Here is a 12,716-nt window from a genome sequence, read left to right as displayed (position 1 = left end):
GGTCGGGGCAGGTGCCATCGCCTCCACAGCCGGGTCGTCGGCTGCGGGGCTTCGGTTGCGGGGTCTTCGGTTGCGGGGTCTTCGGTTGCGGGGTCTTCGGTTGCGGGGTCTTCGGTTGCGGGGTGGGACTGCGGGGTGGGCGGTCGTGCCGGTCAGATCGGTTGCGGGCTGCGTAATCCCGATCTCAGGGACGGTTTGTCGATCTTGCCGACCGGGTTGCGGGGCAGCTCGTCGACGACGTGGATGACGCTGGGCAGCTTGATCTTCGCCAGTCTGCCGGCGAGATGACCGGCCAGATCGTCCGCGGTGACCGCCCGGTCCGGGTAGGAGACGACGAAGGCGACGGGCAGCTCCCCGTAGAGTTCGTCGGGCGCGCCGACGACCGCGCATTCGAGGACATCGGGGTGGGTGGCCAGGGCGTTCTCGATCTCCTTGGGATAGATGTTCTCCCCACCGCGGATGATCATGTCCTTGATGCGGTCGACGAGAGTGAGGTAGCCGTCCTCGTCGAGACGTCCGACGTCGCCGGTGTGCAGGCGTCCGTCGACGATGGTCGACGCGGTGGCCTCGGGCCGATTGAGATAGCCGCGCATGACATTCGGGCCGCTGATCACCACCTCACCGACCTCGCCCATGGGAAGTTCGGCGCCCTCGGCGTCGACGATGGCGATGCGCTGTCCGGGAAGCGCGGGTCCGACAGTGCCGAGTTTGCGCACCCCGTCCACCGGGTTGCAGGCCGACGCGCAGGTGCCCTCGGTGAGTCCGTATCCCTCGACGATCGGGATGGCGAAGGCGGATTCGGCGCGGTCGAGCAGCTCTTTGGAGATGGGCGCCGCGCCGCAGATCGCAAAGCGCAGGGACGCAACCGCTTCCGGATTCAGCCCGGGTTGCGAGACCAGGATCGCGTAGATGGTCGGCACCGCCGAGAAGTAGGTGGGTCGCAGTCGGGTCACGTCGTCGAGAAAGCGGCCGGGAGAGAACTTGCCGGTGATGCTCAGCTGACCACCGGCGAGGATCGGAGCGAGGAAGCTGACACAGATCGCGTTCACATGGAACAGCGGCAGCACCAGAAGTGCGTGATCGTCCTCGGTGAGCGAAAAGCGCTGAACCATGGCCGATCCCATGTAGTGGAGGTTGTTGTGGGTCAGCCGGACACCCTTGGGGCGGCCGGTGGAGCCCGAGGTGTAGATGAGAAGAGCGTCGTCGCCGGCAGCCGGCGGCGGTGGTGCAGTCCAGTGATCCCCGGGTGTGGTCGCAAGGTCGTCGACCGAGAGGAAATCCCGATTCTGTTCCGTGCCACCGGCAGTGACGCCGACGACGATCCGGGCGCCCGAGTCGTCGAGCTGGTACTCGGCTTCGTCGGGGGTGAATGCCGGGTTGACCGGTGTGGCGATCGCGCCGAGCCGCCAGGCGGCCATGAGCGTGATCAGCAGTTCCACGCGGTTGGGCAGGAAGGTCGCCACCACCTCACCGGGGCGGACCCCGAGGGTGTCGAGCTGCTCGGCCACGGCTTCGACGCGCCCGGCGAATGCGGCGTAGTCGAGAGTGGTCGCGTCGTCGCGCACACACGGTGCGGATGCGCGGTGGGTCAGATCCCAGGCGAAGTACGTGCTGGTCACTGGTCAGGCCTCCGTGATGGTGTCCGGAATGATCTCGATGATGTGATCCAGAACACTATGGACTCGACCAGGGATGCGGAACGGTCCACGAGGCCAGACTTCCGGCAGGGGTTTGTGCTCGGAGGACAACAGGGACGGGTCTTCGGTGGTCAGGGCCGCTCCGTCGCCCTCCGACCGGCAGACGCCAACTCGACCGCCAGACCTCGATCGAAGTCTGGCAGTCGAGATGAGGTCCGTCGGTGCGCTCGGCCCCGAACGCGAAAATGGCCCCCCGTCCGCGAAGACGGGAGGCCATTCTCTGGCGGTGGCGGAGGGATTTGAACCCTCGGTACGGGGTTACCGCACACAGCATTTCGAGTGCTGCACCTTCGGCCGCTCGGACACGCCACCGCGGAAGACTGTACCGCAGTCGACCGGTCAGCCTTAAATTGGCTGGTCAGAACGGCAAAATCGGGTGCAGGACCGGATCAGTGCCCGGTCAGTTTGTTCTTGACGTTGTCGACCGTGCCCTTGACGGCGTCGGCGGCGTCGGCGACCTTCTGCTTGCCCTTGGCCTGAGCCTGGTCACCCTTGCCCTCGTTCTTGAGGTCGTCGTCGTTGGTGAGGCTGCCTGCGGCTTCCTTGCCGCGGCCCTTCAGCTCTTCGGCCTTGTTCTGTGCGTCGTCAGTGGTTCCCATGAAGCCTCCTCTGGAAGGTCCGGCCGGCAGACCGCCGGCCGGAGTGGAAGAACTCGACGACACCAAAGCCGGGTACTCGACGCCGATGCCGTCGTGCAGGAGCTGACTCCTGCGTTCTACCGTGCCATACCGCGCACCAGCCTGCAGAACCGCAGGTCAGCGACCGGATCAGCGGTTGTTGAACTTCTGGGAGACCTCGTTGAGCTTGTCTTTGGCCGTCGCGAACGCCTCCTGGACCTTGTCGTTCTCCGCCAGTTCGCCGAGCTTGACCTTGGCGGTACCGAGGGCGTCCTGGACCTGCTTGCTCTCCACGACCTCTTCGATCTTGTCGCGCGCGGTGCCGAGGGCTTCTTGCACCTTGCCGCTCTCGGCGAACTCGTTGATCTTGGCTTTCGCGGTGTCGAAGGCCGCGTTCACCTTGTCGGTCGGGTCGGACATGACTTCTCCTCGGGGGTCGGGATCTCTGGTGTCCAATCTGCCAGAACGTCCGGGAGTCGACCATCGGTCACGACCCTGAGATCTCACCGATCTTCACCACAGCCCCAACCCGAACCCGGCCGGGTCACGGTTGCCGGCGCGCCGTGAAGAAGTCGACCATCAGCGAACGGCACTCGTCTTCGAGCACCCCGCCCTTGACCTGAGGTCGGTGCGACAGCCGTGGGTCCCGTACGACGTCCCACAGCGACCCCACAGCGCCGGTCTTGGGCTCCCACGCCCCGAACACCAGAGCGTCCACCCGCGACAGCGTGATCGCCCCTGCGCACATCGTGCACGGCTCGACCGTCACCGCGATGGTGCAACCCGGCAGCCGCCAGCCGTCACCGAACGCCCGGGCGGCGGCCCGCAGGGCGAGGACTTCGGCGTGCGCGGTGGGATCGCCGTCGGCCTCGCGCCGATTGGCGGCGCGTGCGAGTTCGATGCCCTCGGGATCGAAGACGACCGCGCCGATGGGGACGTCGTCGGTGCCGGAGAGCGTCGCCGCGTCGAGCGCCGCGCGCATCATGGACTCCCAGGCAGGCGCACTCATCGGGCGTCGGCGATCTACTCGGTCAGTGGCCGAGAGAGTCGAGGACCTTGCTCAACTCGTCGGCGAAGCCGAGCCTGGCGGCGATCATGCCGAGCTGTTCGTCGGCGTAGAGGTCGGTGTCACCGACGATGATGCTCATGACGGCGTCGGGCAACCCGAGGTCGGCCAGCAGGCCCAGATCGCCCTCTTCCCACGGATCAACCTGGTCGAGTTCGTCCGGATCGATGTCGGGGACCTCGACGTTGAGCGCGTCGAGGGCGTCCACGGCGATGTCGTAGTCGACCGAGGCGGTGGCGTCGGAGATCAGCAGCCGCGCACCCGAAGGCGAGGGGCGCAAGATGATGAAGAACTCGTCGTCGACGTCGAGGAGACCGAACACCGCACCCGCGGAGCGCAGCTGGAGCAACTGGGTCTCGGCGTCCTCGAGATCGGAGAGCGCCGACGGCGTCAACGCGGTGACCTTCCAACCGCCCTCGTCGCGGACCACAGCCACGGCAAAACCGTCAATGTCGTCGTCCACGTCCTGCGCGTTCGACCCCGACTTCCCAAATCCGGCACCTGCCATGCAGCAAACCGTAACCCTTATCACCGGTAGCCCCAAGTCCCGGTACACCGGTCGCGACCGGTATGGGAACGTGTCAGGGTGACCGCCGACCTGCCATCAACTCCTCCCACCCTCACGAGGCCGGTGTGCGTGCTGGGTCTCGGTCTCATCGGGGGGTCGCTGATGCGCGCCCTGCACGACGCCGGACACGAGACGTTCGGCTACAACCGTTCGGCCGCCACGGTCGACGCGGCAACCGCCGACGGTTATGACGCGTCGTCGGATCTCGTTGCGACACTTCGCCGTGTCGCCGACACCGATGCGGTGATCGTCCTGGCGACGCCGGTCACGACGATCGAAACCCTGGTGTCGTCGATCGTCGAGCATGCGCCGGACGTCCTGGTCACCGACGTGATCAGCGTCAAACAAGAGGTCGAGCGGGTCATCACCCGGCTCCATCCCGCCGGGCGGTACGTGGGCGGGCATCCGATGGCCGGCACGAGTCACTCCGGTTGGTCGGCAACCGACGCCACCCTTTTCGACGGCGCGATGTGGGCGGTCACCACGACCGACGAGACCCCCGCTGACGACTGGCTCGCGGTGGCGTCGTTGGCGCTGATGGTCGGGTCCCGGGTGGTCCCGGTGGCTCCCGACGCACACGACCGGGCCGTCGCGGCCATCTCACATCTGCCTCATCTGACCGCCGCGGCCACGGCCTCGGTCGGCGGCGGCGAGAGCGGACTCGCGCTGCGTCTGGCCGCGGGCAGCTTCCGCGACGGCACCCGCGTGGCCGGCACCGCCCCTGCGCTGCAGCGCGCCATGATCGAGGCCAACGGCATCGCCGTCCTCAACGTCCTGAGCGAGACCATCGACCGGCTCATCGCGGCACGCGACGACCTCCGCGACCGCGGGACCGTCGAAGTGCTGGTCGACGACGGGCATCGCGCGCGGTCGGCGTATGAGCAGCTGCACTCCGGCGCCGCCGAGACGATCACCGGGGTGAGGGTCGGCAACGCCGGCTGGCAGCAGGAACTACGACGCCAGGCCCACCAGGGCCGGGTGTGGGTGGGCTGAACGGCCGCCTCAGACGCGTCGGGCGAGCCCGGGGTAATCGATGACGAAACCGTTGTCGTCGACGGTGATGGTGGTGGTCGCCAGCGGCGAGACCAGGCTGAAGCCGCCCTTCTCCGCGGTGTACGACATCGTCGCGGCCTTCACCTCACCACTGGGCAGGTACATGTAGGCCACCGGAACCTCGACTGTCCCGGTCGTCGACTGCAGGTTGCGGCGTCGGATCGGCAGCGCGTTGAACATCGGTGACAGTGCGAGATCGACGTCTTCGGCACCACCGAAGTCCGCGCGGGTGGTCTCACCGTCCGGCCGGCGGATCAGCCAGGTGCCCTCGTCGTCACGGGTGATGCCGAACTGGGTCTCGCCGTTGGTGCGGACCAGATGCACGGTCAGGCGCTTGACGACGCCCGCATCGGTGGTCTGCAGCTCATACGACGCGGAGAACGCCTCGTGGTCGTCTGTCGCTGCCGCGATGATGCGGCCATAGGCCTTGATGCGCGCACCGGACACGACCAGGCGGACCTGCTCGAGTCGGTCGCACTCTTCGCCACGCCACGTGAGCATCGTCTTGAACTCGTCGGCGGAGGCTGAAACCTGCCCGCTGTCGGGGGCTGTTTGCGGGGAACTCACCTGACCAAGGTAGCGAGGTCGACCGCCGATCACACATCGGACGGCCTGGTCGGTCCCCGAACGCACCCCGGCGGAGGTGCCGGTCAGGCGATGCAGGATGCGGTTCGACGCGCCGACGACGAGCTGACGGTGTCCTGCACGACCACTTCCCCGTCGACGCTGATCGAGCAGCGCGCACCGCTGCCGGTTCCGGCAATCACGAGCAGCCGCAACGGGTTCACCCCACCGGTGAACTCGACTGTCCAGGGGTTCGACGGCGCGAACTCGGAGCGCAGCCCGGCATCGTCGACGTAGAGGATGGTGGCCTGACCGTCGATGGTCGCTTCGTAGGTCACCGGCTTGTTCTCGGCGTCGACCCGTCCGCCCGGCTGCCCGGGCGAGGGCGTGCCCGGCTCCGGCGGGGTCAGACGAGGCGGCTCGAAGGTGCGCGGGTCGGGCATGGTGTCGGTGATCAGGGGCGGCTCGGCGACGGGTCGCTCGGGCGCGCTGTTCCGGAGCCCGCTGAGGCCGACGAACGCGATGACCACCAGGACCACGACACCCAGGCCGACCATCAGCGTCGAGGTCGACACCTTCGGGATGCGGGAACCGGACGTGCTGTCCGCGGCCGCCTCGGCACGCGCTTCGGCGTCGCGGGCCTCACGTTCGGCCCGTTCGGCGAGGTTGAGCTCGGTGTTCGTGGGTTGACCGGGCCGGAACAACGCCGTGCCGTCGGGGGCGTAGCCGAGCGGCGGGTAGAGGCCGAGCGAATTGGGTTGACCGTACGGATCGGGTGAGCCCGGTCGCCGGCTCCCGTGGGCCTGCGGGTACGGTGCGCGCCGGTCATCGCGGCGCCCCGGGTCGCGGACGTCCGGGTCGGACCCGTCGTACGGCTGTCCCATCCTCGGCCTCCGGTGTTCTGTCGTCATCGACTGCGACGCCGCGTCGGGCCGGTGCCGTCCGACGCGGCGGCCGCGTCTTCACCTTCGACCTTACGGCCCGCCCCGAGAGCTGTACCCGCAGCCGTCGAGAAGGCGTAGGTTGCGCGCGGGGCCCGGCTCAGAGGCGGCTTTCCCGACGCGCCGAGCGGTGCTTCCCCTGCAGATCGATCCGCTCGAGCATCGCCAGCAGCGACACACCGGAACCCACTGCGAATGCGGTGATGACCACCATCGCCGACCGAGGCCGAGATCGGCGTGATGGTGCGCCCAGAAGTTGAGGAACGAGAATCCCGGTGCAGCCCTGCGGGAGTCCGGTGGATGAACGACACCACAAGCGCGACAACGACGATGATCAGTGCGGGCTACAATCCCTTGCGGTCGGCGACGGCCGGGCCGATGACGCGGGGGCCGCACAGGGTCGGCCCGGCCGCGCTGCCGCCCCACCCCCATCTACGGGGGCGGCAGCCCCCTGACCAGGCCCCACCGAGTCGTTCACCCAGGTGAACTCGAAAAAGCTTCACATACCGGACGGCTCGCTGCAACCGCTGATGTCACGATTTCTTCAAGTAGGACCGGGGTCCGTTTAGCCTGCGCGCCTGCCGATCTCTGTTCCCCTTTCACCATAAGCCCTGGAGGGGGGCTTGCCGCAAGACCCCCACCCGGGGGCAGAATCGCACTTCTCCCGCCGAGATCGCCCCGCTGCCAGCCCAATTCGGAGTCCCGTCTGTGATGCCCACCCCCAACTCCCGTGCCCTCACGTCCCCTCCTCTCACATCCCCCGTCACCGTCTTCGACCTCCCCGGCCGCCTCGCCGCCAAGACCGACCCCACGCTCATCGCCGACGACGAACGCCACTTCGCCGTGATCACCACGAGCCTGCGGCACGCGGTGGGCACCGCGACCGATCGGCTCGATGCGGTACGCCGGGCAGAGGGCGGCAAGGGTCGCCGGGCGATGGACCGCGACATGGAGATCCACCAACTCACCTCGCGCATCCGGACGCTCCAGAGGTTCAGCCTCGACCTCTGCCTTGGTCGCCTCGTCCGGCAGGACGGCGAGATCACCTACATCGGCCGGCTCGGACTGACCGACCCCGAGGGCGCGACCATGCTGGTCGACTGGCGCACACCGCTCGCCGCGCCGTTCTTCGCCGCGACGCACCGTGAACCCATGGGCCTCCTGAGCCGGCGCCGCTACCGCTGGACCAGGGGACGGATCACCGACTACTGGGACGAGGTGTTCGTCGACGACCCGGCGACCCTCGCCCGGCATGCGGCGCTCGACGAGCAGTCGGCCTTCATCGCCGACCTGGGGGCGAGCCGGTCCGCACGCATGCGAGATGTGTTGGGCACCATCGCCGCCGACCAGGACGCGATCATCCGCGCCGGTTCGCACGGCGCACTGGTGGTCGACGGTGGCCCCGGGACGGGCAAGACGGTGGTGGCACTGCACCGTGCGGCCTATCTGGTCTACGCCGACCCGCGACTGGCCGGCAATCGCGGCGGACTGCTCGTGGTCGGGCCGCACCGGCCCTACCTGTCCTATGTCGCCGACGTATTGCCGAGCCTGGGCGAGGAGAGCGTGCAGACCTGCACTCTGCCCGACCTCGTCGTCGAAAGTGATTCGGCGACACCCGAAACCGATACAGCCGTCGCGCGGCTCAAGTCCTCCGCGCGGATGGTCGACGCGGTCGAACCGGCCGTGCGCTTCTACGAACAACCCCCGGCAACCCGTCTCGTCGTCGAAACCCCCTGGGCAGAGGTCACTCTCACGCCGACCGACTGGGCAGAGGCCTTCGACCTCCCGGAGCCGGGCACCCCGCACAACGACGGCCGCGACGAGGTGTGGGAGGAGCTGGTGTCGATCATCGCCTCCAGGCACGACGACGATGTGCCACTCGAACCGCTACGACGGGCCCTGGCGACCAACGAGGACCTCACGACGGCATTCTCGCGAGCGTGGCCCACGCTCGACGCCACCGACATCGTCGGCGACCTGTGGTCGGTGCCCGCCTATCTGCGCATGTGCGCACCATGGCTGACACCCGGCGAGATACGCACACTGCAGCGTGAGACCACCGACGCCTGGACCGACGCCGACCTGCCGATCCTGGACGCCGCTCACCGTCGAATCGGGGACCCACGGGCCTCTGCCCTCCGGCAGCGGCAGCGCGTCACCCTCGGCGCCGAGCACGAGCGGATGGACCAGGTCGTCGAGGACCTGATCGCCGCGGAGGTGCACGATGACGGCGAGGGGCTGATGACCATGCTCCGCGGCGAAGACCTGCGCAACACCCTCGACGACGGTGCGGTGGTCGAGGCTGCCGGACCCGACCGGCTCGCCGGGCCGTTCGCGCACATCATCGTCGACGAAGCGCAGGAGCTGACCGACGCGCAGTGGCGAATGCTGCTGAGTCGCTGCCCGTCGAAGAGTTTCACCGTCGTCGGCGATCGCGCTCAGGCACGTCACGGATTCACCGAGTCATGGGCGGAACGGCTCCGACGCATCGGCTTCGACGACGTCACCCTTGCCGGACTGACGATCAACTACCGGACACCCGAAGAGATCATGGCGGTGGCCGAGCCCGTCATCCGGACCGCGCTGCCGGACGCGAACGTGCCGACGTCGGTCAGGAGTACGGGGATCGCGGTCCGGTACGGACAGCGGTCCGATCTCGACGCGATCGTCGACGAGTGGGCGGCGGGCAACCCGGAGGGGACCGCGTGCGTCATCGGCGAGCCTGGTTTCACGGGAAACGACCGCGTCCGCTCCTTGACCCCGACCCTCGCCAAGGGACTCGAATTCGATCTCGTGGTGCTCGTCGCCCCGCAGTCGTTCGGTCGCGGCATCGAAGGCGCCGTCGACCGGTACGTGGCGATGACACGCGCGACGCAGCGGCTGGTCCTCGACGACGGCACCGTGGGTCCGCGGTGATGCCGGACCCACGGGTGCCGCCGCGTCACATCAGATTCGGCAACCAGAGAACCAGTTCGGGCCACAGGACGAACACGATCGCCACGACCACCATCGCCCCGGCGTACGGCGCCGAGCCCCGGAAGACCTCGACGGTATCCCGTCCCGCAGCCCTCGCGACCACGAAGACGTTGAGACCCAACGGCGGCGTGATCAGGCCGATCTCACCCATGAGCACGACGAAGATACCGAACCACACCGCGTCGTAACCCAGGGACTCCACGAGCGGGAGGACGATCGGGACCGTGAGGGCGATGATCGCGACCTGATCCATGAAGAATCCGAGCACAAGGTACATCAGAAGAAGCATGCCCATGATGACGAGCGAGGGTACGCCGAGCTCCCCCACCCACTCGAGAAGACGTTCGGCGACCTTGGTCTCGGTGAAAGCGTGCCCGAACACGTGGGCGGCAATCACGATCGCGAAGATCATGGCACTGGTCTTCACGGTTTCGATGAGCGCATCGACGAAACCCTGCCAGGTTCCACGTCGCCGTGCGACGACGAGGAGGAAGGCGGCCAGACAGCCGATGGCGGCCGATTCCGTCGGTGTCGCGAGACCGAAATAGATTGCCCCGACCACCACGGCGAAGATGATGGCGATGGGCAGCGCCGGCACGATCTTCTTCAGCTTCTCCGACACCGGAGATGGTTGCCCCGCAGGAACACTGGATGGATCGAAGAGGATCGGGATGAACATGGTGATCATCAACGCAGCCGCGATGATGAGACCGGGGACGATTCCCGCGATGATCAGGTCACCGACGTTGGCTTCCGCTGTCACCGCATAGAAGACGAGGATGATGCTGGGCGGGATCATCCCGGCCAGTGTGCCCACCGACGCGACGATTCCGGTCGCCGTCGTGGGGCGATAGCCTTCCTCGATCATCCTGGTGCTCGTGGTCTTCGCCAGGGTCGCGGCGGCCGCCGTCGACGATCCCGAGACCGCCGAGAAGCCGACTCCCGCAAGCGTCGACGCAATTCCCGTGCCGCCCGGAGTTCGGCCGAAGAACGTACGCCCCGCGTCGAACAAGGAGTCCATGAGCCCAGACATCAGCATGAAATGGGCCATCAGAATGAACAACGGGATCGCCGAGAGCGACAGAGTCTGAACAGAACTCACCGGAATCACTTCCATGATTCCGTTCACCGCGCCGAGCTGGCCCCCGGACATGACGACCAGCCCGACGAGGCCTGCCGCCATGATCGCGAACGACACCGGGACCCGGATGATGATGAGGCCGATCAGTATGACGAGTAGGAGCAGTGCAATCATCGGATCTCCTCCTGAGGCTTCCGGGGATCATGCTTCCGGGGGTCAGCTGACTCGTCCGGATCCGACAGCTCGTTCGGCGACACCACGCCCGCCTCTTCGAGGGCGCTGTCCACAGCGTCACCGGAGTCGTAGTGGGTGGCCGGAAGGTCCCACGGCGAGAACAACTCTCGATAGAGGTCGATGATCACGACGACCAGACCCATCGCCATGGCGATCGGGACGATCGAACGCCACACCCAGCTCGGCAGCGGGATCTCAGATGAACCGGGAACCGGACCTTCACCACTGGTGATCGCGAAGATCGTGGCATCGAGACCCGCGAGCCCGATGGCGAGCATCCCGATGATGACCACCGAATGCGAGACGATCAGACAGACCTTGCGCGCGCGCTCCCCCAGCTTGTTGTACACGCTCACCACGGCGACGTGGGCGCCGCTCCGGTAAGCGGTCACGATGCCGAAGAACGCGGTGGCGGTGAGCAGGTACTGCTCGATGAACCCCACCGACCAGCCGAGGGGGCTCGAGAACGCCGTTCGAGACAGGGCCTCCACGAGCGTCAGGACGACGATCGCCAGGATCGACGCACCGGCGAGGACCGCGCAGATCGCCGAGATCCCGTTCTGCAACCGGTCGAGTCGGGGATGCTCCTCGGTCAGGTAGCCCACGTTCGTGGGCGTTGCCGAACTCCGAAGGGTTCGGTGGACAAGAAACTCGGTCATTGCGACTCCTTTGCCAGACGCCGTTCGAACTCGTCCAGAACCTCGGTTGCGGGCAAGCCGACGGAGGCGAGGTCGTCCACCCACTCGTCACGAACCGGCGCCAGCGCGTCGGTCCATTGCTGCGCCAGCTTTCCCTCGACCTCGGTGAACTTGACGCCGGCCTCTCGGATCTTCGCCACCGCAGCGTCATTGGCATCAAGGACCTCGGTGCACGCACCCGCTTGCGCGGCCATCGACGCGGCCCGCAGAACATCCTGCTGGTCACGTGTGAGGGTGTGCCACAGGGCGTCGCTGATGCTGTAGAGAATCGTCGTCGCACTCAACTTGGCGCCTCGCGTCGAGTAGCTCAACACCTCTTCGAGGCTGTACGACGGCACACTCAATATCGAGAGCATTGCGCCGGAAACAGTCTTGCGAGCAACCCCTTCGTAGAGGTCGGTGTTCGCAAGCGATACGGGCGCAGCCCCGAGGGCGCTGATGATCCGGTCGCCGACACCCCCCGGCGACCTGATCATCAACCCGTCCATGTCGTCGGGCGTCGACACGCGCCGGTCGGCGGTCAGGACCTCATACCCGGGGATCAACACTCCCCACAACGGCAGGACACCCTGGTCCTTGAACTCCGACTCGTAGAGAGTGCCGCCCTCTTCCACCATCGGTAGAAGCGCGTTGATCCCTGCGCACGGATCGTCGATCAGCCCGGGTAGTTCGCTGACACTCGACATCGGGATCGAGTTCGCATGGTAGGAGGGAAAGACCGGCGTGATGTCCACGGCCTGCGACCGCAGAAGATGCAGAGCATCCCTCTGCTTTCCCAACTGTCCCGCGCCGAAGTACTCGACGTCGAGACCGACACCGGGCCCGTGGTCCTCGAGGTATTGCAGGAATGGTTGCGCGCCGCCACGCCCGACCGGGTGGGTGGACGAGAATCCGTCGGAGAAGACAAGGGTCACGTCGGATGGACCGGTAGCCCGCGCGCTGCAGCCGGCGACCGTCGCGACGAGGATCGCCACCGCGGCAAGCGATTTCCAATGTTTGAGCAAGGGGGTCCCCTTTGTTGACAAGAACGTGAGTGAAACCCGGCATCTCGATTGGTGCCGCCGCTGAGTGCCGGTCACCTAGGACGTCGCGCACCATGCGTAATGTTTCTGCACGATATATTATGTGAGCGAGACTACTTCGTCAACGGCGAGATGCATCTGGACACAATTCCGTCGTTGCCCCCGGACAAGGCGCCGTTACCCGACGCAACACACCAGG

The 12,716-nt window shown here is 66.9% G+C and carries 12 protein-coding genes and 1 tRNA gene; 2 read left to right on the top strand and 11 right to left on the bottom strand.

The features are described from left to right. Nucleotides 1-152: 152 nt before the first annotated feature. From H1R19_RS01565 to H1R19_RS01540, 6 genes are all read right to left on the bottom strand, one after another. Nucleotides 153-1,619 carry a class I adenylate-forming enzyme family protein gene (locus H1R19_RS01565; RefSeq protein WP_219850382.1) on the bottom strand — a complete coding sequence of 489 codons (1,467 nt, stop codon included), beginning with the start codon at nt 1,617-1,619 and terminating at the stop codon, nt 153-155. A gap of 299 nt (nt 1,620-1,918) precedes the next feature. Continuing rightward, nucleotides 1,919-2,009: transfer RNA gene (locus H1R19_RS01560), tRNA-Ser, on the bottom strand. A gap of 77 nt (nt 2,010-2,086) precedes the next feature. Continuing rightward, complete coding sequence (locus H1R19_RS01555; protein WP_188330907.1) at nt 2,087-2,296, bottom strand: CsbD family protein; 210 nt, start codon at nt 2,294-2,296, stop codon at nt 2,087-2,089. Between the two features lie 168 nt (nt 2,297-2,464). Continuing rightward, complete coding sequence (locus H1R19_RS01550; RefSeq protein ID WP_188330906.1) at nt 2,465-2,734, bottom strand: hypothetical protein; 270 nt, start codon at nt 2,732-2,734, stop codon at nt 2,465-2,467. A 124-nt stretch (nt 2,735-2,858) separates the two neighbouring features. Beyond that, a complete protein-coding gene (locus H1R19_RS01545; protein WP_188330905.1) occupies nt 2,859-3,323 on the bottom strand; it encodes a nucleoside deaminase in 465 nt (154 codons plus the stop codon). Between the two features lie 22 nt (nt 3,324-3,345). After that, a complete protein-coding gene (locus H1R19_RS01540; protein ID WP_188330904.1) occupies nt 3,346-3,888 on the bottom strand; it encodes a tRNA adenosine deaminase-associated protein in 543 nt (180 codons plus the stop codon). Between the two features lie 78 nt (nt 3,889-3,966). Between H1R19_RS01540 and H1R19_RS01535 the strand changes: the two genes are divergently transcribed. After that, nucleotides 3,967-4,941, top strand: a complete 975-nt coding sequence (locus H1R19_RS01535) for a prephenate dehydrogenase (RefSeq protein WP_257865694.1) — start codon at nt 3,967-3,969, stop codon at nt 4,939-4,941. A 9-nt stretch (nt 4,942-4,950) separates the two neighbouring features. On the opposite strand, the gene H1R19_RS01530 is transcribed toward H1R19_RS01535, so the two are convergent. Both H1R19_RS01530 and H1R19_RS01525 read right to left on the bottom strand, forming a co-directional pair. Next, nucleotides 4,951-5,502, bottom strand: coding sequence for a putative glycolipid-binding domain-containing protein (locus H1R19_RS01530; protein ID WP_223205521.1), 552 nt, complete (start codon nt 5,500-5,502; stop codon nt 4,951-4,953). A 149-nt stretch (nt 5,503-5,651) separates the two neighbouring features. Beyond that, on the bottom strand, nt 5,652-6,449 hold the full coding sequence (locus tag H1R19_RS01525; RefSeq protein ID WP_219850381.1) for a hypothetical protein: 798 nt from the start codon (nt 6,447-6,449) through the stop codon (nt 5,652-5,654). Between the two features lie 768 nt (nt 6,450-7,217). Between H1R19_RS01525 and helR the strand changes: the two genes are divergently transcribed. Further along, nucleotides 7,218-9,422 (top strand): RNA polymerase recycling motor ATPase HelR, encoded by a 2,205-nt coding sequence (helR, locus tag H1R19_RS01520; RefSeq protein WP_219850380.1) that lies wholly within the window; start codon nt 7,218-7,220, stop codon nt 9,420-9,422. A 25-nt stretch (nt 9,423-9,447) separates the two neighbouring features. Here the strand turns inward: helR and H1R19_RS01515 are convergent, their stop codons facing one another. Genes H1R19_RS01515 through dctP form a run of 3 tightly spaced genes read right to left on the bottom strand, consistent with a single transcriptional unit; the run spans nt 9,448 to nt 12,499 of the window. Then, nucleotides 9,448-10,737: a TRAP transporter large permease gene (locus tag H1R19_RS01515; protein ID WP_188330900.1), complete on the bottom strand. Its 1,290-nt coding sequence runs from the start codon at nt 10,735-10,737 to the stop codon at nt 9,448-9,450. Then, nucleotides 10,734-11,456, bottom strand: a complete 723-nt coding sequence (locus tag H1R19_RS01510) for a TRAP transporter small permease (protein ID WP_188330899.1) — start codon at nt 11,454-11,456, stop codon at nt 10,734-10,736. The genes H1R19_RS01515 and H1R19_RS01510 overlap by 4 nt, the downstream gene beginning before the upstream one ends. Then, nucleotides 11,453-12,499: a TRAP transporter substrate-binding protein DctP gene (dctP, locus tag H1R19_RS01505; RefSeq protein WP_223205498.1), complete on the bottom strand. Its 1,047-nt coding sequence runs from the start codon at nt 12,497-12,499 to the stop codon at nt 11,453-11,455. The genes H1R19_RS01510 and dctP overlap by 4 nt, the downstream gene beginning before the upstream one ends. Between the last annotated feature and the right edge of the window lie 217 nt (nt 12,500-12,716).

The sequence above is a fragment of the Gordonia jinghuaiqii genome (assembly GCF_014041935.1).
In the GTDB taxonomy this organism is placed as follows: Bacteria; Actinomycetota; Actinomycetes; order Mycobacteriales; family Mycobacteriaceae; genus Gordonia; species Gordonia jinghuaiqii.
The sequence above is the reverse complement of the archived record's forward strand: the minus strand, read 5'-3'. Positions and strand labels throughout refer to the sequence as shown.

What these genes read in the sequence shown, in the direction of transcription:
- helR (WP_219850380.1), top strand. Translation starts at nt 7,218, where the DNA reads ATGCCCACCCCCAACTCCCGTGCCCTCACGTCCCCTCCTCTCACATCC.
- H1R19_RS01555 (WP_188330907.1), bottom strand. Translation starts at nt 2,296, where the DNA reads ATGGGAACCACTGACGACGCACAGAACAAGGCCGAAGAGCTGAAGGGC.
- H1R19_RS01515 (WP_188330900.1), bottom strand. Translation starts at nt 10,737, where the DNA reads ATGATTGCACTGCTCCTACTCGTCATACTGATCGGCCTCATCATCATC.
- H1R19_RS01550 (WP_188330906.1), bottom strand. Translation starts at nt 2,734, where the DNA reads ATGTCCGACCCGACCGACAAGGTGAACGCGGCCTTCGACACCGCGAAA.
- H1R19_RS01530 (WP_223205521.1), bottom strand. Translation starts at nt 5,502, where the DNA reads ATGCTCACGTGGCGTGGCGAAGAGTGCGACCGACTCGAGCAGGTCCGC.
- H1R19_RS01510 (WP_188330899.1), bottom strand. Translation starts at nt 11,456, where the DNA reads ATGACCGAGTTTCTTGTCCACCGAACCCTTCGGAGTTCGGCAACGCCC.
- H1R19_RS01540 (WP_188330904.1), bottom strand. Translation starts at nt 3,888, where the DNA reads ATGGCAGGTGCCGGATTTGGGAAGTCGGGGTCGAACGCGCAGGACGTG.
- H1R19_RS01525 (WP_219850381.1), bottom strand. Translation starts at nt 6,449, where the DNA reads ATGGGACAGCCGTACGACGGGTCCGACCCGGACGTCCGCGACCCGGGG.
- H1R19_RS01545 (WP_188330905.1), bottom strand. Translation starts at nt 3,323, where the DNA reads ATGAGTGCGCCTGCCTGGGAGTCCATGATGCGCGCGGCGCTCGACGCG.